Below are 26,620 nucleotides of genomic sequence, written 5' to 3'. Positions count from 1 at the left end.
GCATGTCGACAGGCGCGCGCGTGGTCGGGGTGAGCCTGCTCGTGCTCGTCCTGGGCGGTGGCGCGTACGGGACGGCCGACGCGTACGACGTCGTCCCGGGCGTCGTCACGCTCGCACCGGTGCCGCCCGACCCCGAGCCGTTCCCCGCCGTCCCGGGCGTCGCCGAGCCGCCCGCCGTCGCCCCGGCGCTCGGCCCGCTCGACGCCGCGGCACCCGTCCCCGACGCCGCGCAGGTGGCCGCGCTCGTGCAGGGCCTCGTGACGGACGGACGGATCGGCCCGGCGGTGGGCGTCGTCGTGGCGGACCAGATCACCGGCGAGGTGCTCGCCTCGCACGCCTCCGACCAGCCGCGCGTCCCGGCGTCGACCGCGAAGCTCGTCACCGGCGTGGCCGCGCTCGCGGCGCTCGACCCGGCGTCGACGCTCGACACGCGGGTCGTCCGCGGCGAGGGCGACGAGATCGTGCTCGTCGGCGGCGGCGACATGATGCTCGCGCCGGCCGAGGGCGACGCCGACGCGGTCGTCGGGCACGCGGGCCTGGGCGACCTCGCGACGCAGGTCGCGGGCGTGCTGGCGTCCACGGGGACGACGAGCGTGCGGCTCGGCTACGACGGGTCCCTGTTCTCCGGCCCGGCGCTGAGCCCGACGTGGAAGCCGGCCGACGTCAACCAGGGGTTCGTCGCGCCTGTGACGAGCTTCGCGGTCGACATCGCGAAGATCCGCCCGGGGGAGTACCCGCCCCGGCACGCCGACCCCGAGGCGAACGCGGCCCAGGTGCTCGCGCAGCGGCTGGCGGAGAACGGGATCACGGTGACCGGCGTCGGCCCCGTCGGGCCGGCCCCCGCGGGCGCCGAGCAGCTCGGCCTCGTGCGGTCGGCGCCCCTCTCCGACGTCGTGCACTACTTCCTCGACACGTCGGACAACACGATCACCGAGGTCGTCGCGCGGCTCGTCGCGGTCGACTCCGGCCTGCCGGGCAGCTTCGACGGGGCGTCGCAGGCGGTCCTGCGGGAGGTCGCGCAGCTCGGCGTCGACACGGCCGGGGCGCAGCTCGTCGACGCCTCGGGCCTCGGCACGGGCTCGCAGCTGACCCCGGACCTGCTCCTCGGCCTCCTGCGGCTCGTGACGGACCCGGCGCGCCCCGAGCTCCGGGAGATCGCGACCGGGATGCCGGTGGCCGGGCTCACCGGCACCCTGGCCGAGCGGTACACGACCACCTCGGCGCGGGGCCTCGTGCGCGCGAAGACCGGGAGCCTGCCGGGCGTCACGTCGCTCGCCGGCACCGTGGTCGACGCGGACGGCCGCCAGCTGCTGTTCGCGGTGCTCGCGGACCAGACTCCCGGCGGCGGGCAGCCGGCGCCGCGCGCGGCGATCGACGGGTTCGTGGCGCGCCTCGCGGAGTGCGGCTGCCGCTGACGGCGGGGCGGGGCCGGCGGCGGTGGCGGCTACGGTGGGCGCGTGGCACCGCGTCGAGCAGCACACCCGGACCGCGTCGACGCCGAGCCCGGCGCGACCGGGACCGGTGCGCGCCCGCTCGTCGACTGGGACGTCGCCGCGCGGCTCGCGGGACGGCTCGCGACGCCGGGCCCGCGCGCGACGCGCGACGAGGCCGCCGCGCTCGTCGAGGGACTGCGCTCCGCAGCGGCCGCCGCACCGGAGCACGTCGCCCGGATCACCGGCCTGACGCCCGCCGACGGACGCGTGCCCGCGACCGTGCACGTCGTCGACCGCCCCGCCTGGGCCCGGGCCAACACCCGGCTCATGGCGAGCATGACGCACGACGTCCCCGTGCCCCGGCCGGTGCCCCCCGCCGCGCGTCTCGCCGCCGCGACGCAGGTGGGGGCGGTGCTCGCGCTGCTGTCCGGCAAGGTGCTCGGGCAGTTCGACCCCTTCACCGCCGACGCGCACGCACCCGCCGGCCGCCTCCTGCTGGTCGCGCCCAACGTGCTCCAGGCCGAGCGCGCGATGCGGCTCGACCCCGCCGACTTCCGGCTCTGGGTGTGCCTGCACGAGCAGACGCACGCGCTCCAGTTCGCGGCGGCGCCCTGGCTCGCCGACCACCTCCGCGCGCGCTCGGGGGCGCTGCTCGCGGGCCTCTCGGGCGACGCCGGGCGGGCCCACGGACGCCGGGACCGCGGCGCGGGCGACGACGACGGCCCGACCCTGCTGGACCTGGTGCAGGGCGTCGCCGGAGCGCTGGGCGGCCCGGACGACGGGCGCGGCATCCTCGACCTGCTGCCCGCGGACCAGCGGGTGCTCGTCGACGAGGTCGGCGCGGTCATGGCGCTGCTCGAGGGGCACGCGGACGTCGCGATGGACGCCGTCGGCCGCTCGGTCGTGCCGTCGGTGCGCCGCATCCGCGCCCGGTTCGAGGCCCGCCGCGACGCGGGCGCGCGGTCCCGCGGGCCCGAGCGCGTCGTGCGCCGGCTCCTGGGCCTCGACGCCAAGCTCGCGCAGTACCGGGACGGCGCGGCGTTCGTGCGCGCGGTCCGCACCGCGGTCGGGACCGAGGGGCTCAACGCGGTGTGGGCCGCACCCGAGCACCTGCCGTCGGCGCGCGAGATCGCCGAGCCCGGCGCCTGGGTGCGTCGCGTGCACGGCTGACCCGCGTGACCGGACCCGCGCCCGCCGTGGCGGCCGCCCGCACCGCGGTCACGCACGCGCTCGACGACCTGCCCGCCGGGTCCCTCGTGCTCGTCGCGTGCTCGGGCGGCGCCGACTCCCTCGCGCTCGCCGCGGCGACGGCCTTCGTCGCCGGGCGCAGCGCCCGCTCCCCGCGCCCGGTGCGTCCCGTGCGCGCCGGCGCGGTGGTCGTCGACCACGGCCTGCAGCCCGGCAGCGCCGACGTCGCGGCCGGGGCGGCCGCCGCGTGCCGGCGGCTCGGCCTCGACCCGGTCGAGGTGGTACGTGCCGACGTCGGCGGCCCGGGCGGTCCCGAGGCGGCGGCCCGCGACGCGCGGTACACGGCGCTCGACGCGACCGCGCGGCGGCTGGGCGCGGCGGCCGTGCTGCTGGGCCACACGCTCGACGACCAGGCCGAGGGCGTCCTGCTCGGGCTCGCGCGCGGGTCGGGCGCCCGCTCGCTCGCGGGCATGGCGCCACGCCGGGACCTGCTGCGGCGCCCGTTCCTCGGGCTCCGCCGCACGGACACCGAGGCGGTCTGCGCGGCGCACGGGCTCACGCCGTGGCACGACCCGACCAACACCCCGGCGCCGGACGACCGCGCGGCGCCCGTCCGCTCCCGCGTGCGCGCCGCGGTCCTGCCGGTGCTCGAGGACACGCTCGGTCCGGGGGTCGCCGTCGCGCTGGCCCGGACCGCCGAGCTGCTGCGCGAGGACGCGGACGCGCTCGACGCGCTCGCGGCCGAGCTGCTGGCCGCGGCGACCCGCGACACGCCCGACGGCCCGGTTCCCGACCCGGCGCCCGACGGTCCACCGCGCGACCCGGCGCCCGACGGCCCGGCCCCCGGCGTCGCGCTCGACGTCGCGACCCTCGCGCGGGCCCTCCCGGCCGTGCGCCGCCGCGCGCTGCGCCGGGCCGCGGTGGACGCCGGCTGCCCGCCCGGGAGCCTGACCCGGGCGCACGTCCTCGCGGTCGACGCCCTCGTGACGGCGTGGCACGGGCAGGGCCCGGCGGCCCTACCAGGTCCCGTCGTCGCGTCCCGCGCGTGTGGCAGGCTGAGGCTCCACCCCCGAACGCACGAAGGAGAATGACGACCGTGGATCCTGCGGACATGGGTGACGACCTCGAGCGCGTGCTGCTCACGGAGGCCCAGCTCGGTGCGCGCCTCGACGAGCTGGCGGCGCAGATCGACGCGGACTACGCGGGCAAGGAGCTCCTGGTCGTGGGGGTGCTCAAGGGTGCGGTCATGGTGATGGCCGACCTCGTGCGCCGCCTGCACTCCACGGTGCAGATGGACTGGATGGCCGTGTCGTCGTACGGCTCGGGCACCAAGTCCTCGGGCGTCGTGCGGATCCTCAAGGACCTCGACACCGACCTGACCGGTCGGCACGTGCTCGTCGTCGAGGACATCATCGACTCCGGGCTCACGCTGTCGTGGCTGCTCGCGAACCTGCGCAGCCGCGGGCCGGAGAGCGTCGAGATCGCGACGATGCTGCGCAAGCCCGAGGCCGCGAAGGTCGACGTGGACGTGCGCTACGTCGGCTTCGACATCCCGAACGAGTTCGTCGTCGGCTACGGGCTGGACTACGCGGAGAAGTACCGCAACCTGCCGTTCGTCGGCACGCTCGCGCCGCACGTCTACTCCAGCTGAGGCGCCCTTCCTGCCCTGGGCGAACAGACCCCGTCGATCCCAGGTCCAGCGTGTAACTTCGACGCCACCTGCTGCCCTGCAACCCGGAGGGATGAGGGGGCGCCACCCCCGCTGCCCATGAATCTCAAGCGACTCACCCGCGGCCCCGCCGTGTGGATCGTGCTGGCCGCCGTCATCGTCTGGATCGGTCTCGGCACCATCTTCGGCTCCCCGCGCACCCAGCGGGTCGACACGTCCGTCGGGCTCGAGCTCCTCGACGAGGGCAAGGTCGAGCAGGTCAAGGTCACGGAGGGTGAGCAGCGCGTCCAGCTGACGCTGTCCGAGGACTACGTGCAGGGCGACGACAACCTCGGCAAGAACGTCGAGTTCTACTACGTCGTGCCGCAGGGCGAGACGGTCGTGAACGCCATCGCGGACGCCGACCCGGAGAAGGGCTTCACGTCCGAGGTCCCGCGCCAGTCGTGGTGGGGCAGCCTGCTGACGCTGATCGTCCCGTTCATCATCATCCTGGCCGTCTTCTGGTTCCTCATGTCGAACATGCAGGGCGGCGGCTCGCGCGTCATGAGCTTCGGCAAGTCCAAGGCCAAGCTCGTGAGCAAGGAGTCCCCGCAGGTCACGTTCGCGGACGTCGCGGGCGTCGACGAGGCGGTCGAGGAGCTCCACGAGATCAAGGAGTTCCTCGCGGAGCCCGCCAAGTTCCAGGCGGTCGGCGCCAAGATCCCCAAGGGCGTGCTGCTCTACGGCCAGCCCGGTACCGGCAAGACGCTGCTCGCGCGGGCCGTCGCCGGCGAGGCGGGCGTACCGTTCTACTCGATCTCCGGCTCGGACTTCGTCGAGATGTTCGTGGGCGTCGGCGCGAGCCGCGTGCGCGACCTGTTCGACCAGGCCAAGCAGAACGCCCCGGCGATCATCTTCATCGACGAGATCGACGCGGTGGGCCGCCACCGCGGCGCCGGCATGGGCGGCGGGCACGACGAGCGCGAGCAGACGCTCAACCAGATGCTCGTCGAGATGGACGGGTTCGACGTCAAGACGAACGTCATCCTCATCGCCGCGACGAACCGCCCCGACATCCTCGACCCCGCGCTGCTGCGCCCGGGCCGCTTCGACCGCCAGGTCTCGGTCGACCCGCCCGACCTCAAGGGCCGCTCCCGGATCCTGCAGGTGCACGCGCAGGGCAAGCCGATGGCCCCGCACGTCGACCTCGACGCCGTCGCGCGCCGCACCCCCGGCTTCACCGGTGCGGACCTCGCGAACGTGCTCAACGAGGCCGCGCTGCTGACCGCGCGCACGGGCGGCCAGACGATCGGCGACCACGAGCTCGACGAGGCGATCGACCGCGTCATCGCGGGGCCGCAGAAGCGCACCCGGATCATGAAGGTCTCCGAGCAGAAGATCACCGCGTACCACGAGGGCGGGCACGCGCTCGTCGCGGCGGCGCTGCGCTACACCGACCCGGTCACCAAGGTCACGATCCTCCCGCGCGGCCGTGCCCTCGGGTACACGATGGTCATGCCGCTCGAGGACAAGTACTCCACGACGCGCAACGAGCTGCTCGACCAGCTCGCGTACGCGATGGGTGGGCGCGTCGCCGAGGAGCTCGTGTTCCACGACCCGACGACGGGTGCGAGCAACGACATCGAGAAGGCCACCGCGACGGCCCGCAAGATGGTCACGCAGTTCGGCATGAGCGAGCGCATCGGCGCCGTGAAGCTCGGCCAGGACTCGGGCGAGGTCTTCATGGGCCGCGACATGGGCCACGGGCGCGACTACTCCGAGTCGGTCGCCGCGACGGTCGACGTCGAGGTCCGCAAGCTCATGGACGCCGCGCACGACGAGGCGTGGGAGATCCTGGTCCAGTACCGCGACGTGCTCGACCACCTCGTGCTCGAGCTGCTCGAGCGCGAGACGCTCAACCAGGCCGAGCTCGCGGAGATCTTCGCGCCGGTCGTCAAGCGCGAGCCGCGCCAGGTGTGGCTGTCGAGCGAGGAGCGCGCGGTCTCGAAGCGGCCGCCGGTGCTCACGAAGGGCGAGCGGGCCGAGCAGAACGGCGCGCCGATCATCCCCGAGGACGTCGCGGCCGACGCCAAGCCGGAGCACCCGGCCGAGATCCCGGTCCAGCTCCCGTGGGACGGCACCCCCGACCCGAACGCCCGGGGCTGACCGCGATGACCGTCGACGAGCACGACGACGCGCTGCCCGAGCTCCTGCCCGCGCCGCTCGCCGCCCCGGAGCGTCGCGTGGTGCCGGAGTACGACGCCGTGCGGGCGGAGGCAGCGATCCGCGAGCTCCTGCTCGCGGTCGGCGAGGACCCCGAGCGCGAGGGGCTGCGCGAGACGCCGGCCCGGGTCGCCCGGGCCTACCGGGAGATCTTCGCGGGCCTGCGCCAGGAGCCGGAGGACGTGCTGACCACGACGTTCGACCTCGGCCACGAGGAGATGATCCTGGTCAAGGACATCGAGGTGTACTCGACGTGCGAGCACCACCTCGTGCCGTTCCACGGGGTGGCCCACGTCGGGTACATCCCGAGCGCTGCGGGCCGCATCACGGGGCTGAGCAAGCTCGCGCGGCTCGTCGAGGTGTTCGCGCGCCGCCCGCAGGTCCAGGAGCGGCTCACGTCGCAGATCGCGGACGCGCTCGTCGAGAACCTCGACCCCAAGGGCGTGCTCGTCGTCATCGAGTGCGAGCACCTGTGCATGTCCATGCGCGGCGTCCGCAAGCCGGGCTCGCGCACGGTCACGTCGGCGGTGCGCGGGCAGATGCGCGACGTGGCCACGCGGGCCGAGGCGATGAGCCTCGTCCTGGGACGCTGACCGGGGCCTAGGCTCGGCCCGTGAGCACCGGAGCACGTCCCGCCCCCCTGCCCGAGCACCTCACGGGCGCGGGGCGCACGCTGGTGATGGGGGTCGTGAACGTGACCCCCGACTCGTTCTCGGACGGCGGTCGGTGGTTCGCGCCCGCGGCGGCGGTCGCGCACGGCCTGACGCTGGTCGAGGCCGGTGCGGACCTGCTCGACGTGGGTGGCGAGTCGACCCGGCCGGGTGCGCGCCGCGTCGCGGTCGAGGACGAGCTCGAGCGCGTGCTGCCGGTCGTCGCGGAGCTCGTCGAGCGCGGCGCGACGGTGAGCGTCGACACGACGCGCGCGGTCGTGGCCCGCGAGGCCGTGGCGCGCGGCGCGTCGATCGTCAACGACGTCTCGGGCGGCCTGGCGGACGACGCGATGCTCGCGACGGTCGCGGAGACCGGTGCGGTGTACGTCGCGATGCACTGGCGCGGGCACGCGGACGTCATGGACGCGCGCGACGACTACGACGACGTGGTGGCCGACGTGCGGCGCGAGCTCGCCCAGCGGGTCGACGCGCTGCGCGCCGCGGGGGTGCGCGACGAGCAGGTCGTGCTCGACCCGGGCCTCGGCTTCGCGAAGCCGGGCGCGAGCAACTGGCCGCTCCTCGCGCGGCTCCCCGAGCTCGTCGCGGACGGCTTCCCGGTGCTCGTCGGGGCGTCCCGCAAGCGCTTCCTCGGGCACCTGCTCGCCCGCCCGGACGGCACGCCCGCGCCGCCCCTCGCGCGGGACGGCGCGACGGCGGCGGTCTCGGCGCTCGCGGCCGCCGCGGGAGCCTGGTGCGTGCGCGTGCACGAGGTGGCAGGCTCGGCGGACGCCGTGCGCGTCGCGGCGGCGTGGCGGCACGCGGGCGGCGACGCGCGTGGGACGGGTCGGACGACGGGAGGCGAGCGGTGAACGTGCACGCGAACGGTGAGGGTGGCCAGCCGGCACGCGGCCGGGACCCGTACGCGCTCAGCGCGGCGGTCGCCCACGACGCGTCGGGCCGGCGGCTCGACCGCATCCGGGTGCTCGGGATCTCCGCGATCGGCTACCACGGGGTCTTCGAGCACGAGCGCCGCGACGGCCAGGAGTTCGTCGCGGACGTCGTCGTGCACCTCGACACCCGCCGGGCGGCGGCCCGCGACGAGCTCGCGCTCACGCTCGACTACGGGACGCTGTCGCAGCACGTCGCCGGGGTGCTCTCGAGCGACCCGGCCGACCTGATCGAGACGGTCGCCGAGCGGATCGCCGCGACCGTCCTCGCGTTCCCGCAGGCGGTCGCCGTCGACGTCGCGCTGCACAAGCCGCGCGCCCCGATCCCGGTGCCGTTCGACGACGTCGTCGTCGAGATCTACCGCGACCGCGCCAAGCTCCCCGCGGCCGAGCCGTGGCGCCCCGCGGACGAGGACGGCCGCGAGCGCGCCGCGGTGACGTCGGCCCCGGTGCGGACGGTCACCGCGCAGCTGCCCACGATCGCCGCAGCCACGGTCGGCGGGGCGGCGTCGGGGCCGCGTGCCGCCGAGCCGGTGCCCGACCCGCACCCGCCGACCCCGCACCCGCCCGCCCCGCACCCACCGGCACCCCTCCCGCCGGTCCCGACCGGGCCGCACCCCGGCGCGCCGTCTCCCGCGGACCCGACCGACCCGCTCGGGCGCGCGACCCCGTTCCCCTACGACGAGGGCCCCTACCAGCCGCTGCCGTACCGGCCCGAGGTCCTCGCGGCCGAGCCGTACGCGGAGCCCGACGAGACGCCCGGGACGCACCACTCCGGGCCCGTGCGCGTCGACGGCGCCACGGTCGCCCGTCACGGCGCGGCGGGCCACCCGGCGCCGCCCGCCCCAGAGCCCGCGCCGCACGTCCGCTCGACCCGGCCCGAGCTCCTCGGCGGTCCCGGCGACGCGGACGACGACGTGGTCGACGGCGAGCTCATGACCGACGCGCTCGACGAGGCGCCGCGCGGCGCGGTCGACGTGGTCCTGGCGCTCGGCTCGAACCTCGGCGCCGCGCAGGAGACGCTGCGCGACGCGGTGTACGACCTCGCCGAGGTCGCGGGCATCGAGGTCGTGGACGTCTCGCCGCTCGCCCGCACCGCGCCCGTCGGCGGCCCCGACCAGCCCGACTTCCTCAACGCGGTCGTCCTGGCCCGCACGACGCTCTCGGCGCGCGACCTGCTGCGCGCGACGCAGGCCGTCGAGCAGCTCCACGGGCGCGAGCGGCACGAGCACTGGGGGCCGCGGACGCTCGACGTCGACATCATCGTCTACGGCGCGACGCTCGCCGTGACCGAGGACCTCGAGCTGCCGCACCCCCGCGCGCACGAGCGCGCGTTCGTGCTGCAGCCGTGGGCCCAGGTCGCTCCCGACGCGGTGCTGCCCGGGCTCGGCGGCGGACCGGTCGGAGCGCTCGCCGCGACCGCGCCGGACCGCGACGGGATCCGCTGGCTCGCGCTCGACTGGCTCACGGTCCCGGTGCCGGCCGTGCAGCCCGAGCCCGCCGGCGACCCGGGGACCGGGCCGCACCCGTGATGCACCGCACGCGATGGCAGACGCTCGCGCTCTGGGCGTTCGCCACCACCGCTCTGAGCGCGCTGCTGGTCCGGGCGCTCGCGAGCCGCGGCATCCAGGTGCCCGAGGTCCCGTGGCTCGTGGTCGGCGTCGAGCTCGTCATCGCGGCCGTCGTGCTCTCGATGGGCTGGGCCGTGCGGCAGTTCCTGCAGGGCAAGCGGCCCGACCTGTCGCCGATCCGGGCGGCGCGGACCGCGGTGCTCGCGAAGGCGTCCTGCTACACCGGCGCGGTGCTCGTCGGCTGGTACGGCGGCCAGGTCCTCGCGGTGCTCGGTGACCTCGACATCGAGCCGCAGCGCGCCCGTGCCGCAGCGGCCGGGCTCGCGGTGGTCGGTGCGCTGGTCATGGCGGTCGTCGGCCTCGTCGTCGAGTGGTTCTGCCGCGTCCCGCCGCCCGAGGACGGGGCGAAGGACGACCCGTCGCGCCCGCGCGAGCCCGCGCCCGACCCGGCGGCCGGCTGACGCCGACGTCGGCTCCCGGCCGACGGCCCCGGCGGCCGCTCGGGGGGTGCGCGTCCCGGCCGACGGGACCTCCTGTCGCGGTCGTCGCCGGCGGCACCCGGGCCCCGCCGCGCGCGCCCCGCCGCCGCCCGACCTTCGGCCGCGCCGGCGTGTCCCTGGGTCGGGCCGGGGTCCACCGCACGACCGATCCGGTACGTCCGGCCACGGTGGAAGGATGAGCGCATGACGACTGCACCCGAACGAGCACCCGGCGGCCCGTTCGACCCGACCGGCGTGACCTGGACCCCCGTGTCGAGCCGGCTCGCCGGGGCGCGGCTCACGGCCCTGGGGATCACCACCGCGATCGTGCTCCTGGTCCTCGTGCCGATCCCGCTGCTCACGGGCGCCGCGTGGACGTGGGTGTTCCCCGCGGTGGTCGTCCTCCCGATGCTGTGGGCCGCCCTGCTCGTCCCGCGGCAGGTGCGCGCGCACGCGTACGCCGAGCGCGCCGACGACCTGCTCGTGCGCAAGGGGATCCTGTTCCGCCAGCTGGTCGTCGTCCCCTACGGGCGCATGCAGTACGTCGACGTGACCGCGGGCCCTCTCGCGCGGCGGTTCCGGATCGCGTCCGTGCAGCTCCACACCGCGTCGCCGAACACGAACGCGACCATCGACGGCCTGCCGCCCGAGGAGGCCGCGCGCCTGCGCGACCAGCTCGCGTCGCGCGGCGAGGCGCAGCTGGCGGGGCTGTGAGCGAGCGCGGCAGCGACGTGGACCGCCCGACCGAGCCGGCCGAGGGCGGGCCGGTGTCGACGACCGCGGTCCCGGACCGGCACGGGCCGCGCGCGCCAGGGGAGGGTGCCGTCTCCGCCGGGCGCGTCCCGGCACGCCCCGACCTCGTGAAGCAGGCGGCCGCCGGTCCCGACGCCGAGCCGGCGGCGACCGCCGTGGGTGGTGACGTCGCACCTGGTGCCGTCGCACCCGGTGCCGTCGTGCCTGGGGACGTCACGCCTGGTGCGGTCGCGACCGGGGACGCCGCGCCCGCCGACGCCACGCCTGGGGACGCCGCGCCCGCCGACGGCGCGACGCTCCCCGAGCCCGCCGCGGACTCGCGCGTCTGGCGGCGCATGCACCCCGTCACCCCGGCGATCAAGGGCTGGCGCGTGCTCGTCGGCGCGATCGCGGTGCTCGGCTACCAGTTCGGGGACGACCTGCGGAACGCCGCCGAGCTCGTGGGCGACGGGCGCTGGCGGTTCGTCGTCGGGGGGCTCGTGCTCGTCGCCGCGATCGGGTTCGTGTACGCGCTGCTCGCGTGGCGCATGACCCGGTTCGCGGTGACCGACCAGGCCGTGCACCTGCACACGGGCGTGCTGTTCCGCCAGCAGCGCCAGGCGCGGCTCGACCGGCTCCAGGCCGTCGACGTCGTGCAGCCGCTGCTCGCCCGGATCACCGGCCTCGCCGAGCTCAAGCTCGAGGTCGCCGGCGGCTCGGGCTCCGCGGTCTCGCTGGCGTTCCTCAAGCAGGACGAGGCCGAGGCGCTGCGCTCGGAGCTGCTCGCGCGCGCCGCGGGCCTGCACGTCGAGGCCGGCGCGCCGCAGGGCGGTCCCGTGGTCGAGGCGGCGCCCGAGCACCAGGTGTTCGAGGTGCCGATGGCGCGGCTCGTGCAGTCGGTGCTGCGCTCGGGCGTGACCGTCTGGGCGGGTGTCTTCATCGTGCCCGTGATCGTGGGCGTCGCCTGGACGCGCGAGCCGGGCGCCGTGTTCATCGTCGTGCCCGCGCTGTTCGGGGTCGCCGGCGCGATCTGGTCGTCGGTCAACCAGGGCGCGAACTTCCGCGCCGCGATCTCGCCCGACGGCATCCGGCTGCGCCACGGCCTCACGGAGGCACGCGCCCAGACGGTCCCGCCGGGTCGCGTCCAGGCGCTGGCGATCACGCAGGGCCCGATGTGGCGGCGCAAGGACTGGTGGCGCGTGCAGATGAACGTCGCGGGCTACGGCGGAGCCAGCGAGCAGCAGACGGAGAACGTGCTGCTCCCCGTCGGGACGCGCGACGACGCGGTGCTGGCCCTGTGGCTCGTCCTCCCGGACCTCGGGGTGGCCGACCCGCGCGCGGTCGTCGAGGCGGGGCTCTCGGGCTCGGCGGAGGACGACGCGTTCGGCTTCCTGACCGTCCCGCGCCGCGCGCGCCTGCTCGACCTGCTCGCGTGGAACCGGCGCGGGGTCCTCGTGACCGAGCGCGCGCTGCTCGTGCGCTCGGGGCGGTTCATCCGGCGGCTCGTCGTCGTCCCGCACGAGCGCACGCAGTCCCTGCAGCTCGACCAGGGCCCGCTCCAGCGGCGGTTCGGGGTCGCGTCGCTCGTCGTGCACTCGACGCCCGGCCCGGTCAGCCCGCGCGTCGACCACCTCGACGCGGGGGTCGCGGCCGCGCTGCTCGACGAGCAGTCGGAGCGTGCCCGCACGGCCCGCGCGAACGCGGGACCCGAGCAGTGGATGCGGCGCGAGGGCACGGCGTGAGCGGTGCGAGCCGGCCGGGGCGGCTCGGGGTCGGGGTGGTGGGCGCGGGCCGCGTCGGTGCCGTGCTCGGCAGCGCGCTGCGCGCGGCGGGGCACCCCGTCGTGGCCGTCAGCGCGATCTCGGCGGAGTCGCGGGAGCGCGCCGAGCAGCTGCTGCCCGGCGTGCCGGTCGTCGATGTCCCCGAGGTCGTGCGCCGCTCCGAGCTCGTGCTGCTCGCGGTGCCCGACGACGCGCTCGAGGGGCTCGTGACCGGACTCGCGGACGTCGGTGCGTGGCAGATGGGCCAGATCGTCGCGCACACCTCCGGGCGGTACGGCGTGGGGGTGCTCGCCGCGGCGCGCCCCGCCGGCGTGATCCCGCTCGCGCTGCACCCCGCGATGACGTTCACGGGCACGTCCCTGGACCTCGCCCGGCTGGTCGGTTGCACGTTCGCCGTGACCGCGCCCGGCCCGGTGCTGCCGATCGGCCAGGCGCTCGTCGTCGAGGTCGGCGGCGAGCCGGTCGTCGTCGCCGAGGAGGCCCGCCCGCTCTACCACGCGGCCCTCGCGCACGGCGCGAACCACCTCGTCGTGCTCGTCGCGCAGGCCGCGCAGGCGCTCGCGGCGGCCGGGGTCGACGACCCGGGCCGGGTGCTCGGGCCGCTCCTCTCGGCGGCGCTCGACGGGTCGCTGCGCGCGGCGTCCGCAGGCGCAGCGGCGGGCGCCGGCGGTCCGTCCGGCGGCGGACCGGGCGCGATCACCGCGCTCACGGGACCGGTGCGGCGCGGGGACGCCGGCACGGTGCGCGACCACGTCGAGGTGCTCGGGGCCCTCGGGGCGGGCACGGGCGCGGTCGACGTCCCGCTGAGCTACCGGACCCTCGCGCGGGCGGCGACGTCGCGCGGGCTCGCGGCGGGGCTGCTCGACGCCGGCGCGGCCCAGACGCTGCTCGACGTGCTGACCGAGCCGCCCCCGGTGGCGGGCATGCCGGGCGGTCCGGCAGCGTTGGACGGGGTGGGACCCACCGGCCCCGGACCCGGGGCCGCGCAGGACGCGCCGGACCCCGACGACGACCGCACGCAGGAGGACGACGCATGACCGCGCACGAGCACCGCAGCGGACCCGCCCTGGTCCGCACGCGCGAGGACCTGGCCGCGGCCCTCGTGGCGCAGGACGGCGCGGGCGACCTCCCCGGGCGTGCCGTCGTCATGACGATGGGCGCCCTGCACGCCGGGCACCTCGAGCTCGTGCGCGCCGCCCGCGCGGCCGCCCGGCACGTCGTCGTGACGATCTTCGTCAACCCGCTGCAGTTCGGCGCCGGCGAGGACCTCGACCGCTACCCGCGCGACCTCGACGGCGACCTCGCGCTGCTCGCGGGCGACGGCCTGCTCGGCCCCGGCGACGTGGTGTTCGCGCCGACCCCGGACGTCGTCTACCCGGGCGGCGACCCCGTGGTGCGCGTCGCCGCCGGGCGGATCGGCGAGGTGCTCGAGGGGCGCTCGCGTCCGGGCCACCTCGACGGCGTCCTGACGGTCGTGCTCAAGCTGCTGCACCTCACGCGGCCGTCGGTAGCCTTGTTCGGCGAGAAGGACGCGCAGCAGCTCAGCGCGGTGCGCCGCATGGTCCACGACCTCGACGTGCCCGTCGAGGTGCGCGGGGTCCCCACCGTGCGTGACGCCGACGGCCTGGCGCTGTCGTCGCGCAACGCCTACCTGAGCCCCGGGGAGCGCACGCAGGCGCTGTCGCTCTCGCGGGGGCTCGCTGCCGGCCGGGAGCTCGCGGAGGCCGGCAAGGACCCCAGCGACGTCGTGCACGCGGTGCACGCCGCGCTCGCCCAGGCCGGGGTCGTGGACGTCGACTACGTGGCGCTCGTCGACGCGGCAGGCTTCGAGGACGTACGACCCGGGTTCGCCGGCACCGCGGTCCTCGCGGTCGCCGCCCGCGTAGGCTCCACCCGGCTCATCGACAACGTCCGGCTGACCCTCGGAGACCCCGAGCAGGCCGGGCCCGACCGACCCGAGGGGACCCGATGACCTCGCTCCAGCGACCGATGATGATCGGCAAGATCCACCGTGCGACCGTGACGCAGGCCGACCTGCACTACGTCGGGTCGATCACGGTGGACGCCGACCTGCTCGCCGCCGCGGACCTGCTCCCCGGCCAGCAGGTCGACGTCGTCGACGTCACCAACGGCGCGCGGCTGACGACGTACGCGATCGCGGGCGAGGCCGGCTCGGGCCAGGTGTGCATCAACGGGGCCGCGGCGCACCTCGTGCACCCCGGCGACGTCGTGATCCTCATCGCCTACGGCATGCTCTCGGACGCCGAGGCACGCACGTACTCCCCGCACGTCGTGCTCGTCGACGCGGACAACCGCATCGTCGGCGCGGGCGACGACCCGGGCCAGGTGCCGCCCGAGTGGACCGAGCTCTCGGGGCTCGAGCCGAGCGGCGTGCCGTTCGCGCAGGGCCGCTCGCTCGTGCAGGGCCCGCACCCGGCGATCCCCGGCACGGCGCGATGACCCTCGCCCCGGCGCCGGCGAACCCGCAGGGGCTCGAGGCGCGCGAGGGGGAGGGCGTCGTCCTCGCCTCGCACCTCGCGGCGCCGGAGCCGGGGTGGACCGTGCGGGCCGACGCGGTCGTCGTCGGCTCGGGCATCGCCGGCCTCACGGCCGCGCTCGAGCTGCGCACCCGCGTCCCGCGCGTCCTGCTCGTGACGAAGGGGGTGCTGGCGTCGGGGTCGACGCTGTGGGCGCAGGGCGGCATCGCGGCCGCGCTCGACCCGACGGACTCGCCCTCGGCGCACCTGACCGACACGCTCGTCGCCGGGGCCGGTGTGTGCGACCCGCGCGCGGTCGAGGTGCTCGTGACCGAGGGGCCGGCGCGCGTGCGCGAGCTCGTCGCGGGCGGGGCCGTGTTCGACCGCGCGGCGGACGGCGAGATCGCGCTGACCCGCGAGGGCGGCCACCACGCCGACCGGATCGCGCACGCCGGTGGGGACGCGACCGGTGCCGAGATCTCCCGCGCGCTCGTCGCCCAGCTCGACGCCGTGCGCGCCGACCCGGGCATCGAGGTCGTCGAGCACGCGCTCGTGCTCGACCTGCTCACCGGCCCGCGCGGACCGGGCGGCGAGCCCGGCGCGGTGTGCGGCGTGACGCTGCACGTGATCGGCGAGGGCACGCGCGACGGCGTGGGCGCGGCGCTGGCCCCCGCGGTCGTGCTCGCGACCGGCGGCATCGGGCAGGTGTTCCGCTCGTCGACGAACCCGGTGCAGGCGACGGGCGACGGGATCGCCGCGGCGCTGCGGGCCGGTGCCCGCCTCGGCGACCTCGAGTTCGTGCAGTTCCACCCGACGGTGCTGTGGCTCGGCTCGGGCGTGCGCGGGCAGCTCACGCTCGTCTCGGAGGCCGTCCGCGGTGAGGGCGCGTACCTGCTCGACACCGACGGCGTGCGCTTCATGCCCGCGGTGCACCCGATGGCCGAGCTCGCGCCGCGGGACGTCGTCGCGCACGCGATCGTCACGCAGATGGCCCGCACCGGCTCCGAGCACGTCCTGCTCGACGCGCGGCACCTCGGCGCCGAGTTCCTGCGCCGGCGCTTCCCGACGATCCACGACCGCCTGCTCCAGCACGGCATCGACCTGACGACCGACCTCGTGCCGGTCGCCCCCGCGCAGCACTACCACTCGGGCGGCATCGTCACCGACCTCGTGGGCCGGTCGTCGCTGCGCGGGCTCTACGCGGTCGGCGAGGTCGCGTGCACGGGCGTGCACGGCGCGAACCGGCTGGCCTCGAACTCGCTCCTCGAGGGCCTCGTGTTCGCCCACCGCGCCGCGCGGGACATCGCCGAGCGGGTCGGCGCCGGGGACCTGGTCCCCGAAGACCCCGAGCAGCGCCCGGGACGCGCCGCGCTGGTGGCGGGTGCGAGCCGTTCGCGCATCCAGCGGCTCGCGTCGTCGGGCCCGGGGGTCCTGCGCTCCGGCGAGGGGCTGCGGGCGGCCGCCGAGGGGCTCGCGGGCGTCCGGACCGACGCGCACGTCGTCTCGCACGGCTCCTCGGGCGTCGTCGCCGACCCGCAGACCGCCGAGTGGGAGACGACGAACGTGCACCAGGTCGCGACCGCGCTCACCGCGACGGCGCTCGAGCGCGAGGAGAGCCGCGGCGGGCACACCCGCACCGACTTCCCGGTGCCCGACGACGCGTGGCGCCTGCGGATCGAGGTGCGCCTCGACGCGGAGGGGCGGCTGGTGACCGAGCGGGTGCCGCTCGCGGGGGACGTCCCGCCGGCCTGACGACGGCAGGACCGTGCCGGACGTCAGGGGCACGTCAGCCGTGTCCGCCCCCGGCCCCGACGACGGCGAGCCGTCGGCCGGACGTCAGCGCCCCGGCACCTCCACCGGGAGCCCGGCGCGGCGCCACGCGCTCGTCCCGCCCACGACGTTGACGGACTCGACGCCCTGCGCCTCGAGCCACCCCGCGGCCTGCGCCGAGCGCCCGCCCGACTCGCACACGAGGTGCACGGGCGTCGGCAGGCCGAGGACCTCGGGCGCGCGCGCGACGAGCTCCGACAGCGGCACCGACAGCGCCCCGGGGACGTGGCCGCCGGCGTACTCGTCGGCCTCGCGCACGTCCACGACCGTCGCGGTGGGGTCTTCGCTCAGCAGCGCGTGCAGCCGGGCGACGTCGATCTCGTTCACGCGGGTCCTCCTCGGGTGGGACGGCGGTGGTGCGCCGGGGCCGACGGCGGGCGGCCGCGTCCCAGGATGGGGTGCCCGCGCCCCGAACGGAAGCGACACGACCCACGTGGGGCACGGACGGGCGCCGGTCCACGTGCCCCGTGCGGCGCGGCTACCGTGGCGCCGTGACCGCGCAGACCCCGCCCGACGCCCCGACCCCCGCCGCACCGCACGACGCGCCCGACGCCGCGTGGCTCGCGCGGCTCGTGGGCATCGCGCTCGACGAGGACCTCGGCCCGGCCCCGGGCCGCGACGTGACGACGCAGGCGACCGTCCCGGCGCACGAGACCGGGACGGCGGACGTCGTCGCGCGCGCCGACGGGGTGGTCGCGGGGCTCGTCGTCGTCGCCGAGGTGCTCGGCCAGGTCGCGACGCGGCTTGCCCTCGCGCCGGCGACGGTCGACCTGCGCGTCCCCGACGGCACGCGCGTGCGCCGCGGCGACGTGCTCGCGACGCTCACCGGACCCGTCCAGGTCCTGCTCGTCGCCGAGCGGACGCTGCTCAACCTCGTCTCGCGCGCGTCGGGCGTCGCGACCCACACGCGCCGCTGGGCCGACGCGCTCGACGGCACGGGCGCCCAGGTGCTCGACACCCGCAAGACGACGCCGGGCCTGCGCGCGCTCGAGAAGTACGCGGTGCGCTGCGGCGGCGGCACGAACAAGCGCATGGGCCTGTACGACGTCGCGATGGTCAAGGACAACCACGTCGTGGCCGCGGGCTCGGTCGCCGCGGCGGTCGACGCGGTGCGCACGCGCTTCCCCGACGTGACGATCCAGGTCGAGGCCGACACGCTCGCGCAGGCGCTCGAGGCGGTCGAGGTCGGGGCCCGGTTCCTGCTGCTCGACAACATGCCGCCCGCGGTGCTGACCGAGGTCGTCGCCGCGGTGCGCGCGGGCGAGGCGCGCACCGGCAGGGTCGAGCTCGAGGCGACGGGCAACCTGACGCTCGACGTCGCCGCCGACGTCGCGCGCACCGGCGTCGACTACCTCTCGGTCGGGGCCCTGACGCACTCGAGCCCGATCCTGGACGTCGCGCTCGACCTGACGCCCGCCGGGACGGCCTGACGCCGACGGGCAGGCGTGCGCCGGTCGGTAGGATCGTCCAGTGACCGACAGCGTGCCCGCCGGGGCGGACGACGAGCAGACCGAGGACCTCCCCGAGCAGATGCGGGTCCGCCGCGAGAAGCGTGAGCGCCTGCTCGCCGAGGGCGAGGCGTACCCGGTCTCGGTGCCGCGCACGCACACGCTCGCGCAGGTCCGCGCGGCGCACCCGGACCTCGAGCCGGGCACCGAGACGGACGACCTCGTGGGCGTCGCGGCGCGCGTCGTGTTCCTGCGCAACACCGGCAAGCTGTGCTTCGCGACGCTCCAGGACGGCGAGGGCACCCGCCTGCAGGTCATGCTGAGCCTCGCCGAGGTGGGCGAGGAGTCGCTGAGCCGGTTCAAGGCGCTCGTCGACCTCGGCGACCACCTGTTCGTGCACGGGCGCGTCATCTCCTCGCGCCGCGGCGAGCTCTCGGTGTTCGCGGACGAGTGGCAGGTCGCGGCGAAGGCGCTGCGCCCGCTCCCGGTGCTGCACAAGGACCTCTCGGAGGAGGCCCGCGTCCGCCAGCGCTACGTCGACCTCATCGCCCGCCCGGCCGCGCGCGACGCCGCCCGCCTGCGCGCCGCCGTCGTGCGCTCGCTGCGCGACAACCTGCACGGGCGCGAGTTCCTCGAGATCGAGACGCCGATGCTGCAGACGCAGGCCGGCGGCGCCGCGGCGCGCCCGTTCGTCACGCACATGAATGCGTTCGACATCGAGCTGTACCTGCGGATCGCCCCCGAGCTGTTCCTCAAGCGCGCCGTCGTGGGCGGGATCGAGCGCGTCTTCGAGATCAACCGGAACTTCCGCAACGAGGGCGCCGACTCCACGCACTCGCCCGAGTTCGCGATGCTCGAGGCGTACGAGGCCTACGGCGACTACGACACGATGGCGGTCCTCACGCAGGACCTCGTGCAGACCGCCGCGAACGACGCGCTCGGCGGCACGGTCGTGACGCTCCCGAACGGCGAGGAGTACGACCTCGGCGGGCAGTGGACGCAGCTGTCGATGTACGAGTCGCTCTCGGAGGCGCTCGGCGAGGAGATCACGCACGACACGCCCGACGAGCGGCTCACGGCTCTCGTGGAGAAGTTCGACATCCAGATCGACCCCCGCCGGCAGAACCACGGCAAGCTCGTCGAGGAGCTGTGGGAGCACCACGTCGGGAACGACCTGTGGGCGCCGACGTTCGTGCGCGACTTCCCGGTCGAGACCAGCCCGCTCACGCGCGACCACCGCACCAGGCGCGGGCTCGTCGAGAAGTGGGACCTGTACGTGCGCGGTTTCGAGCTCGCGACCGCCTACTCCGAGCTCGTCGACCCGGTGATCCAGCGCCAGCGTTTCGAGGCGCAGGCCCTGCTCGCGGCCGCGGGCGACGACGAGGCGATGCAGCTCGACGAGGACTTCCTCACCGCGGTCGAGTACGCGATGCCGCCCGCGGGGGGCATGGGGATGGGTGTCGACCGCCTGCTCATGGCGCTGACGGGGCTCGGCGTCCGCGAGACGATCCTGTTCCCGCTCGTGAAGCCGCAGGTCTGAGCGGAAAAGCGCGGTCGGGCACCCGGTGAGATCGCCGGGCGTAGACTTGTCGCGATGAACGGCTTCCTTCTCGCCCTCGCCGCGCTGCTGCCCTCGGTGGGCGTCGGCGCGATCTTCTGGTATGTGATGCGGGCGCTCGTGAATGCCGACCGCACGGAACGCGCCGCATTGGCGCGCATGGATGCGCAGGATGCGGAGCGCGCCGCGAAGGCCAAATCCGCCCGGGCTGAATCAGATATCTGACACTCGCTGTTCGGGCGGTGCGCCCGCGTCCCCTTTGACGCGACTTTCGAATGGTGCGATGCTGCGTTCAACACCCCGTGAGAATCCCCCCTCGCACCAGGAGAAGAACAATGGCCCAGAAGGTCCAGGTCCTGCTCGTCGACGACATTGACGGCGGAACCGCCGACGAGACCGTCTCTTTCTCGATCGACGGCGTCTCCTACGAGATCGACCTGACGTCGGCGCACGCGAACGAGCTGCGCGAGTCGCTCGCGACGTGGGTGGGTCACGCGCGCAAGACGGGCGGGCGGGCGTCCTCGTCGGCCGGCCGCGGCGGGCGCAGCACGCGTCGCACGTCCGGCTCGTCGTCGAGCGGTGACGCAGGCGCCATCCGCGACTGGGCCAAGGCGAACGGCCACCCGGTCTCGGAGCGCGGTCGCATCTCGGCGGACGTCAAGGCCGCCTACGAGGCTGCGCACTGACCCAGCCCGACCCTGCCGCGGTCGCCCGCGGTGCACGGAACGTGACGAGTGCCCGGCACCACCCCATGGGTGCCGGGCACTCGTGCGTCCGGACCGGGTGGGAGGGCACCCGGGCCGGGCGGGACGCGCGCCCACCCCGCACCGGGCGGACGCGCGTCGGTCGGCTCAGGCGGGACGGGTCCCGGTGAGCTCGCGCACCGCCGCGTATTGCGCGCGCACGTGCGGCGCGGGCTCCGCGCGGTAGACCGTCGACTCGCCGGCGCCGGTCCACGCGGGCGGCGTGGGCTCGCCCGAGAGGACCCACGCCGCCTGGCGCGCGGCCCCGTCGGCCACGTACTCGCCGGGCGTCGGCACGGTCACGTCGAGCCCGAGGACGCTCGGCGCGATCTCCCGGACGGCCTGCGACTGCGCGCCGCCGCCGATGAGGAACACGCGCTCGACCTGGACGCCCTGCGCCCGCAGCGCGTCGAGCCCGTCGGCGAGCGCGCACAGCATGCCCTCGACGGCCGCCCGGGCGAGGTGCGCCGGGGTCGTGTTCGCGAGTCGCAGGCCGTGCAGCGCCCCGGTGGCGTCCGGCTTGTTGGGCGTGCGCTCGCCCTCGAGGTAGGGCACGAGGACGAGGCCGTCGGCGCCGGCGGGCGCGGAGAGCGCGAGCTCCGAGAGGCCCGCGTGGTCGACCCCGAGCATGCGCGCCGCGGCGTCGAGCACGCGCGAGGCGTTGAGCGTGCAGGCCAGCGGCAGGAACGCACCGGTCGCGTCGGCGAAGCCGGTGACGAGGCCCGAGCCGTCGGCGCTGGGCGCGGAGGCGATCGCCGAGACGACACCGGACGTGCCGATCGAGATCGCGACGTCGCCGGGCACGAGCCCGAGGCCGAGGGCCGCGGCGGCGTTGTCGCCCGCGCCGGCGCCCAGCAGCGGACCGCGCGCGCCGACCGTCGAGGTCCCGGCGGGATCGCCCGGACGCACGACCCGCGGCAGCACCGCGTCGTGGCCGAGCGCGAGCTCGAGGAGGTCGCGGCGGTAGTCGTCGGTGAAGGGCGACCAGTAGCCGGTGCCGGAGGCGTCGGAGCGGTCCGTCGTGAGCGCCTCCAGCCCGGTGCGGCCGGAGCCCGGCCCGTGGCCCGCGAGGCGCCACGTGAGCCAGTCATGGGGGAGGGCGACGGCGGCGACGCGCGCGGCGTTCTCCGGCTCGGCGTCGCGCAGCCAGCGCAGCTTCGTGACGGTGAGCGAGGCGACGGGCACCGACCCGGTGGCCTGCGCCCAGGCGCTCGCGCCGTCCAGCAGCGGGGCCCCCTCGGCCGCACCGACGGCGCCGTCGCGCGGCGTGCCGTCGAGCTCGCCGATGAGGTCGAGGGCGGCCTGCGCGGAGCGCGTGTCGTTCCACAGCAGCGCGTCGCGGACCACGTTCCCGTCCGCGTCGAGCGCGACCATGCCGTGCTGCTGACCGCCGACGGCGATCGCGTCGACGTCGTCGAGCCCGCCCGCGTCCGCGATCGCGGCCTGGAGCGCGTCCCACCAGCGGGCGGGGTCGATCTCGGTGCCGTCGGGGTGCGAGGCGCGCCCGGAGCGGACGAGCGCCCCCGTCTGCGCGTCGCGGACGACGACCTTGCAGGACTGGGTGGAGGAGTCCACCCCGGCGACGAGCGTCATGTGCGTGTGCCCTTCGTGCGAGGAGCCGGGCCCGGCGTCCGCGGGGTGCGGTCGCCGGGCCCGGCCGGGGTTTCTCGGGTCGTGCGGTGGTGCGGGGTCAGCAGCGGTCAGCGCGCGCCGATGGCGTGCTCGAGCGCGAGCTGGTTGAGGTGCACGAAGTCGAAGCCGCGCGCCGCGACGGCGTCGACGTCGAGGTCCTCGTACGCGGAGCGGTCGGCCAGGAGGTCGGCCAGGGTCTCGCCCTCGCCGAGCGTGGGCTGCGCGAGCTCGAGCACGCCGGACGCCTCGAGCGCCGCCTGGACCTCGGGGTCCGCGCGGAACGCGAGCGCACGCTCCTTGAGCAGCAGGTAGGTGCGGATGTTCGCCTCGGCGGACGCCCAGACACCCTCCATGCTCTCGGTGCGCGACGGCTTGTAGTCGAAGTGGCGGGGGCCGTCGTAGCGCGGGCCGCCGCTCGGGAAGCCGTTCTCGACGAGGTCGACCGTGGCGAACGCGGAGAACAGGTCGCCGTGACCGAAGACGAGGTCCTGGTCGTACTTGATGGACCGCTGGCCGTTGAGGTCGATGTGGAACAGCTTGCCCGCCCACAGCGCCTGGGCGATGCCCGACGTGTAGTTGAGGCCGGCCATCTGCTCGTGGCCCGTCTCCGGGTTGAGGCCGACGATGTCGCCGTGCTCGAGCTTGGCGATGAAGCCGATCGCGTGCCCGATCGTCGGGAGGATGATGTCGCCGCGGGGCTCGTTGGGCTTGGGCTCGATGGCGATCTTCAGCCCGTAGCCCTTCTCCTTGATGTACGCGGCAACGGTGTCGATGCCCTCGGCGTAGCGGTCGTGCGCGGCGTTGAGGTCCTTCGCGGAGTCGTACTCCGCGCCCTCGCGGCCACCCCACATGACGAAGGTGTCGGCACCGAGCTCGGCGGCGAGGTCGACGTTGCGGACGATCTTGCGCAGCGCGTAGCGGCGCACGCGGCGGTCGTTCGAGGTGAACGCGCCGTCCTTGAACATCGGGTGCGTGAACGTGTTCGTCGTGACCATCTCGACGGTGATGCCGGTCTCGTCGAGCGCGCCCTTGAAGCGGGCGAGGATCTCGTCGCGCGTCGTCGCGTCGGAACCGAACGGGACGACGTCGTCGTCGTGGAACGTCACGTGCGCGACGCCGAGCTTGGCGAGCTGGTGCACGGACTCGACCGGGTCGAGCCACGGGCGGGTCGCGTCGCCGAACTGGTCGCGCGCCTCCCACCCGACGGTCCAGAGACCGAACGAGAACTTGTCTGCGGGGGTGGCCTTGGGCGCCATCGGGTTCTCCTCCACGAGAGCCGGCGGGATTTGTTGTATGAGTGAACTTATCCGCGGGAGCGGCTAGGGTCAAGTCATGACGCCCGACCGGTCCGCCGCCGCCGCGCCGCCCGGGGCGTCGGCGCAGGCCGACGCGCCCGTCGCCCCGCCCGCCGTCGCGCCGACGGGCCGCGCCGCTCGGGGCACCCGGCCGTCCGGCGCGCTCCCGGCACGCGGCCGCCCGTCGGCGACCCGCGTGCGCGCACCGGGCCGGGCCGCGGGTCAGGCGTCGCTGCGCGAGCACAACCTGAGCCTCACGCTCCAGCACGTCCTCGACGCGCACGCGCCGCTCTCGCGCGCCGACATCGCGTCCGCCACCGGCCTCGCCCGTGCGACCGTCTCGGGGCTCGTCGACCAGCTCATCGCGGCGCAGCTCGTCGTGGAGCTCGAGCCGCTCGTCTCGCAGCGCGCGGGCCGGCCGGCGGTCCCGCTCGCGCCCGCACGCGGCACCGTCGCGGCGCTCGGCATGGAGGTCAACGTCGACTACGTCGGCGTGCGCGCGCTCGACCTCGCGGGGCGCGTCCTGACGGAGCGCGTCGAGCTCGGGGACCTGCGCGGCAGCCGGCCCGAGGCCGTGCTCGACCGGCTCGCCCAGATGGCGGGCCGGGTCGCCGCGAACCTCAGCGCCGACGGGGTCCGGGTCGCGGGCACGGCGCTCGCGCTGCCCGGGCTGGTCGACCGCGTGACCGGCCCGCTGCGCGTCGCGCCGAACCTGGGGTGGCGCGACGTCGATGTCGTCGCGCACCTGACGAGGCACCCGGTGCTCGCGGGGTTCCCGCCGCGACTGGCCAACGAGGCGAACCTGGCCGCGCGCGCCGAGGCCCATGCGCGCAGGTCGGCGGGCCGCCCGAGCTTCGTGTACGTCTCCGGCGAGGTCGGCATCGGCGGAGCGATCGTGCTCGACGGCGAGATCTTCCTGGGCCGGCACGGGTGGAGCGGCGAGCTCGGGCACACCGTGCTCGACCCGTTCGGCCCGGGCCGCGGGACGCTCGAGGAGTACGCGGGGCTGGACGCGCTCGTGCGCGGGGCGGGGCTCGAGCCCGGTGCCCCGCTCGCGAGCCTCGTCGCGGCGGCCGGCGCGGGGGACCGGGCGGCGCTCGACTCGCTGCACCGGGGCGGCACCGCGCTCGGCGTCGCGCTCGCGAACGTGGTCAACGTGGTCGACGTGGGGCTCGTCGTGCTCGGCGGCACGTTCGGGCAGATCTACCCGCACGTGCGCGACGCGGTCGCGGAGCAGCTCGACCGCTGTGTCATCTTCGGGGGGTGGTCACCCGTCGAGCTGAGCGAGGCCCGGGCGGGGGAGTACCCGGCGATGACGGGGGGCGCCCTCGCGGTGCTGCGGGCGGTCGCCGCGGACCCGATCGGCTGGTTCGGGACCGGCGACGGCGCCGGCGCGGGAGCGGGGAACGGACGCGCGCGCGTGTGACGGCACGGGGCCGTCGAGGGGGCGCTTCGCACGTTCGGGTGACGCCGTCGGGCAGTCGGGTGCCCGATTCGTCCATGTGATCGTTCACATGTGCGCATCCGGGCATCGTCACCGGGATGTGATCCCGCCGTTGTGGAATCGTGACCTTCAACAGTTGTACTGTCCTTGCGCAGGATGGCTTCACATCCTAAATTCATCGCGACAACAAACCCGGGTCGGCTGGCCCGGGTGCACATCAGGCGAGGGTGCCTGACGGCGACCGCAGGTCGTCACGGGGTACCCCGAACCCGACGCGAGGACGCGTCACCTCACCGCCGGGCAGTCCGGCGGTCGGACGAAGGGTCGACAACGATGTCTCTCAGAAACACCAAGGTCGTCGCGGCGTTCGCCGGCGCGGCACTGCTCGTCGGCGGCCTCGCGGCGTGCAGCACCGAGCGGGCGGGCGACACCCCCGAGGGCGACGGCGGCACCGCCGCCGCCGAGGGCGGCCTCATCGGCATCGCGATGCCGACGAAGAGCCTGGAGCGCTGGAACAAGGACGGCGCGCACCTCGAGGAGCTCCTCCAGGAGGCGGGCTACGAGACCACGCTGCAGTACGCCGACAACCAGGTCGACCAGCAGATCACGCAGCTCCAGAACATGATCAACCAGGACCCCGAGGTCCTCGTCGTCGCCTCGATCGACGGCACCGCGCTCGGCCCGGTGCTCGCGCAGGCGAAGGAGAAGGACATCGCGGTCATCGCCTACGACCGCCTGATCAACGGCACGGACGACGTCGACTACTACGCGACGTTCGACAACTACAAGGTCGGCCAGCTCCAGGGCGAGTTCATCGTCGAGCAGCTCGGCCTCGAGACCGAGGCGGGCCCGTTCAACCTCGAGCCGTTCGCCGGCTCGCCGGACGACAACAACGCCAAGTTCTTCTTCTCCGGCGCGTGGGACGTCCTCAAGCCGTACGTCGACGAGGGCAAGCTCGTCACGCCGTCGGGCAAGGCCCCGAAGAGCAACGACGAGTGGACCAGCATCGGCATCCAGGGCTGGGGCTCCGACGACGCCCAGTCCGAGATGGAGAACCGCCTGAACTCGTTCTACGCGGGCGGCACCAAGGTCGACGTCGTGCTCTCCCCGAACGACTCGCTCGCGCTCGGCATCGAGCAGGCGCTCGAGGGCGCCGGCTACACGCCGGGCAGCGACTGGCCGCTCATCACGGGCCAGGACGCCGACAAGGCCAACGTCCAGAACATGCTCGCCGACAAGCAGTCCATGTCGGTCTGGAAGGACACCCGCACGCTCGGTGACCAGGTCGCCAAGATGGTCGACCAGATCGTCAAGGGCGACGAGGTCGAGGTCAACGACGAGGAGACCTACGACAACGGCAACAAGGTCGTCCCGACCTACCTGCTGCCCCCGCAGGTCGTGACGAAGGACGACGTCGAGTCGGTGCTCGTCGAGTCCGGCTTCTATAAGGCCAGCGACCTCGGTCTCTGACCCGAGGTCCCGTCGGCCGGTCGGGGTGGCGCACGCCGCCCCGGCCGGCCTCCGCCGGGACCACGCCGGGC

Annotated in this window: 24 protein-coding genes; 21 read left to right on the top strand and 3 right to left on the bottom strand. The window is 75.5% G+C overall.

All coding sequences use genetic code 11. The features are described from left to right. Positions 1-2: 2 nt before the first annotated feature. From dacB to NXY84_RS17515, 15 genes are all read left to right on the top strand, one after another. Positions 3-1,415, top strand: coding sequence for a D-alanyl-D-alanine carboxypeptidase/D-alanyl-D-alanine endopeptidase (gene dacB / locus NXY84_RS17585; protein WP_258724324.1), 1,413 nt, complete (start codon positions 3-5; stop codon positions 1,413-1,415). Between the two features lie 42 nt (positions 1,416-1,457). Next, positions 1,458-2,603, top strand: coding sequence for a zinc-dependent metalloprotease (locus NXY84_RS17580; protein WP_258724323.1), 1,146 nt, complete (start codon positions 1,458-1,460; stop codon positions 2,601-2,603). Between the two features lie 5 nt (positions 2,604-2,608). After that, positions 2,609-3,712 (top strand): tRNA lysidine(34) synthetase TilS, encoded by a 1,104-nt coding sequence (tilS, locus tag NXY84_RS17575; protein WP_258724322.1) that lies wholly within the window; start codon positions 2,609-2,611, stop codon positions 3,710-3,712. Between the two features lie 5 nt (positions 3,713-3,717). Further along, entirely contained in the window at positions 3,718-4,272 is a 555-nt protein-coding gene (gene hpt, locus NXY84_RS17570) for a hypoxanthine phosphoribosyltransferase (protein WP_258724321.1), read from the top strand. A gap of 117 nt (positions 4,273-4,389) precedes the next feature. Continuing rightward, positions 4,390-6,435 (top strand): ATP-dependent zinc metalloprotease FtsH, encoded by a 2,046-nt coding sequence (gene ftsH, locus NXY84_RS17565; RefSeq protein WP_258724320.1) that lies wholly within the window; start codon positions 4,390-4,392, stop codon positions 6,433-6,435. Between the two features lie 5 nt (positions 6,436-6,440). Next, on the top strand, positions 6,441-7,085 hold the full coding sequence (gene folE / locus NXY84_RS17560) for a GTP cyclohydrolase I FolE (RefSeq protein ID WP_258724319.1): 645 nt from the start codon (positions 6,441-6,443) through the stop codon (positions 7,083-7,085). A gap of 20 nt (positions 7,086-7,105) precedes the next feature. After that, positions 7,106-8,011, top strand: a complete 906-nt coding sequence (folP, locus tag NXY84_RS17555; RefSeq protein ID WP_258724318.1) for a dihydropteroate synthase — start codon at positions 7,106-7,108, stop codon at positions 8,009-8,011. After that, positions 8,008-9,621, top strand: coding sequence for a 2-amino-4-hydroxy-6-hydroxymethyldihydropteridine diphosphokinase (gene folK / locus NXY84_RS17550; protein ID WP_258724317.1), 1,614 nt, complete (start codon positions 8,008-8,010; stop codon positions 9,619-9,621). Before folP ends, folK begins: the two co-directional genes overlap by 4 nt. After that, entirely contained in the window at positions 9,621-10,121 is a 501-nt protein-coding gene (locus NXY84_RS17545) for a DUF3180 domain-containing protein (RefSeq protein ID WP_258724316.1), read from the top strand. The genes folK and NXY84_RS17545 overlap by 1 nt, the downstream gene beginning before the upstream one ends. Before the next feature lie 222 nt (positions 10,122-10,343). Beyond that, on the top strand, positions 10,344-10,853 hold the full coding sequence (locus NXY84_RS17540) for a PH domain-containing protein (protein ID WP_258724315.1): 510 nt from the start codon (positions 10,344-10,346) through the stop codon (positions 10,851-10,853). Further along, a complete protein-coding gene (locus tag NXY84_RS17535) occupies positions 10,850-12,613 on the top strand; it encodes a PH domain-containing protein (RefSeq protein ID WP_258724314.1) in 1,764 nt (587 codons plus the stop codon). Before NXY84_RS17540 ends, NXY84_RS17535 begins: the two co-directional genes overlap by 4 nt. After that, the gene (locus NXY84_RS17530; protein ID WP_258724313.1) at positions 12,610-13,689 is read left to right on the top strand and encodes a Rossmann-like and DUF2520 domain-containing protein; all 1,080 of its coding nucleotides are present in this window, start codon (positions 12,610-12,612) and stop codon (positions 13,687-13,689) included. Before NXY84_RS17535 ends, NXY84_RS17530 begins: the two co-directional genes overlap by 4 nt. After that, entirely contained in the window at positions 13,686-14,624 is a 939-nt protein-coding gene (gene panC / locus NXY84_RS17525; protein WP_258724312.1) for a pantoate--beta-alanine ligase, read from the top strand. The genes NXY84_RS17530 and panC overlap by 4 nt, the downstream gene beginning before the upstream one ends. Next, on the top strand, positions 14,621-15,112 hold the full coding sequence (gene panD, locus NXY84_RS17520; RefSeq protein ID WP_258724311.1) for an aspartate 1-decarboxylase: 492 nt from the start codon (positions 14,621-14,623) through the stop codon (positions 15,110-15,112). Before panC ends, panD begins: the two co-directional genes overlap by 4 nt. Further along, positions 15,109-16,881, top strand: coding sequence for an L-aspartate oxidase (locus tag NXY84_RS17515; protein WP_258724310.1), 1,773 nt, complete (start codon positions 15,109-15,111; stop codon positions 16,879-16,881). The genes panD and NXY84_RS17515 overlap by 4 nt, the downstream gene beginning before the upstream one ends. A gap of 84 nt (positions 16,882-16,965) precedes the next feature. Here NXY84_RS17515 and NXY84_RS17510 read toward each other — a convergent pair whose 3' ends face one another. Continuing rightward, the gene (locus NXY84_RS17510) at positions 16,966-17,286 is read right to left on the bottom strand and encodes a rhodanese-like domain-containing protein (protein WP_258724309.1); all 321 of its coding nucleotides are present in this window, start codon (positions 17,284-17,286) and stop codon (positions 16,966-16,968) included. A gap of 164 nt (positions 17,287-17,450) precedes the next feature. Between NXY84_RS17510 and nadC the strand changes: the two genes are divergently transcribed. The 4 genes from nadC to NXY84_RS17490 all read left to right on the top strand — a co-directional run bounded on the left by nadC (position 17,451) and on the right by NXY84_RS17490 (position 20,651). Continuing rightward, entirely contained in the window at positions 17,451-18,389 is a 939-nt protein-coding gene (gene nadC, locus NXY84_RS17505; RefSeq protein WP_258724308.1) for a carboxylating nicotinate-nucleotide diphosphorylase, read from the top strand. Positions 18,390-18,489: 100 nt separating this feature from the next. After that, complete coding sequence (gene lysS, locus NXY84_RS17500; protein ID WP_258727262.1) at positions 18,490-19,947, top strand: lysine--tRNA ligase; 1,458 nt, start codon at positions 18,490-18,492, stop codon at positions 19,945-19,947. Positions 19,948-20,001: 54 nt separating this feature from the next. Beyond that, positions 20,002-20,190, top strand: coding sequence for a hypothetical protein (locus NXY84_RS17495; protein WP_258724307.1), 189 nt, complete (start codon positions 20,002-20,004; stop codon positions 20,188-20,190). A 110-nt stretch (positions 20,191-20,300) separates the two neighbouring features. Further along, positions 20,301-20,651 carry a histone-like nucleoid-structuring protein Lsr2 gene (locus tag NXY84_RS17490; RefSeq protein ID WP_258724306.1) on the top strand — a complete coding sequence of 117 codons (351 nt, stop codon included), beginning with the start codon at positions 20,301-20,303 and terminating at the stop codon, positions 20,649-20,651. A gap of 165 nt (positions 20,652-20,816) precedes the next feature. On the opposite strand, the gene NXY84_RS17485 is transcribed toward NXY84_RS17490, so the two are convergent. Beyond that, positions 20,817-22,301 carry a xylulokinase gene (locus NXY84_RS17485; RefSeq protein ID WP_258724304.1) on the bottom strand — a complete coding sequence of 495 codons (1,485 nt, stop codon included), beginning with the start codon at positions 22,299-22,301 and terminating at the stop codon, positions 20,817-20,819. A 107-nt stretch (positions 22,302-22,408) separates the two neighbouring features. Continuing rightward, positions 22,409-23,596: a xylose isomerase gene (gene xylA, locus NXY84_RS17480; RefSeq protein WP_258724303.1), complete on the bottom strand. Its 1,188-nt coding sequence runs from the start codon at positions 23,594-23,596 to the stop codon at positions 22,409-22,411. Between the two features lie 76 nt (positions 23,597-23,672). Here xylA and NXY84_RS17475 point away from each other — a divergent pair, with 76 nt between their 5' ends. Together NXY84_RS17475 and chvE are read left to right on the top strand one after the other, a co-directional pair. Continuing rightward, complete coding sequence (locus tag NXY84_RS17475) at positions 23,673-25,061, top strand: ROK family transcriptional regulator (protein WP_258724302.1); 1,389 nt, start codon at positions 23,673-23,675, stop codon at positions 25,059-25,061. 351 nt (positions 25,062-25,412) lie between these two features. Further along, on the top strand, positions 25,413-26,549 hold the full coding sequence (chvE, locus tag NXY84_RS17470; RefSeq protein WP_258724301.1) for a multiple monosaccharide ABC transporter substrate-binding protein: 1,137 nt from the start codon (positions 25,413-25,415) through the stop codon (positions 26,547-26,549). Positions 26,550-26,620 lie beyond the last annotated feature (71 nt).

The sequence above is a fragment of the Cellulomonas sp. NS3 genome, assembly GCF_024757985.1.
Classification (GTDB): domain Bacteria; phylum Actinomycetota; class Actinomycetes; order Actinomycetales; family Cellulomonadaceae; genus Cellulomonas_A.
The sequence above is the reverse complement of the archived record's forward strand: the minus strand, read 5'-3'. Positions and strand labels throughout refer to the sequence as shown.

What these genes read in the sequence shown, in the direction of transcription:
- dacB (WP_258724324.1), top strand. Translation starts at nt 3, where the DNA reads ATGTCGACAGGCGCGCGCGTGGTCGGGGTGAGCCTGCTCGTGCTCGTC.
- ftsH (WP_258724320.1), top strand. Translation starts at nt 4,390, where the DNA reads ATGAATCTCAAGCGACTCACCCGCGGCCCCGCCGTGTGGATCGTGCTG.
- folE (WP_258724319.1), top strand. Translation starts at nt 6,441, where the DNA reads ATGACCGTCGACGAGCACGACGACGCGCTGCCCGAGCTCCTGCCCGCG.
- NXY84_RS17545 (WP_258724316.1), top strand. Translation starts at nt 9,621, where the DNA reads ATGCACCGCACGCGATGGCAGACGCTCGCGCTCTGGGCGTTCGCCACC.
- NXY84_RS17540 (WP_258724315.1), top strand. Translation starts at nt 10,344, where the DNA reads ATGACGACTGCACCCGAACGAGCACCCGGCGGCCCGTTCGACCCGACC.
- panC (WP_258724312.1), top strand. Translation starts at nt 13,686, where the DNA reads ATGACCGCGCACGAGCACCGCAGCGGACCCGCCCTGGTCCGCACGCGC.
- panD (WP_258724311.1), top strand. Translation starts at nt 14,621, where the DNA reads ATGACCTCGCTCCAGCGACCGATGATGATCGGCAAGATCCACCGTGCG.
- NXY84_RS17515 (WP_258724310.1), top strand. Translation starts at nt 15,109, where the DNA reads ATGACCCTCGCCCCGGCGCCGGCGAACCCGCAGGGGCTCGAGGCGCGC.
- lysS (WP_258727262.1), top strand. Translation starts at nt 18,490, where the DNA reads ATGCGGGTCCGCCGCGAGAAGCGTGAGCGCCTGCTCGCCGAGGGCGAG.
- NXY84_RS17495 (WP_258724307.1), top strand. Translation starts at nt 20,002, where the DNA reads ATGAACGGCTTCCTTCTCGCCCTCGCCGCGCTGCTGCCCTCGGTGGGC.
- NXY84_RS17490 (WP_258724306.1), top strand. Translation starts at nt 20,301, where the DNA reads ATGGCCCAGAAGGTCCAGGTCCTGCTCGTCGACGACATTGACGGCGGA.
- NXY84_RS17485 (WP_258724304.1), bottom strand. Translation starts at nt 22,301, where the DNA reads ATGACGCTCGTCGCCGGGGTGGACTCCTCCACCCAGTCCTGCAAGGTC.
- xylA (WP_258724303.1), bottom strand. Translation starts at nt 23,596, where the DNA reads ATGGCGCCCAAGGCCACCCCCGCAGACAAGTTCTCGTTCGGTCTCTGG.
- NXY84_RS17475 (WP_258724302.1), top strand. Translation starts at nt 23,673, where the DNA reads ATGACGCCCGACCGGTCCGCCGCCGCCGCGCCGCCCGGGGCGTCGGCG.
- chvE (WP_258724301.1), top strand. Translation starts at nt 25,413, where the DNA reads ATGTCTCTCAGAAACACCAAGGTCGTCGCGGCGTTCGCCGGCGCGGCA.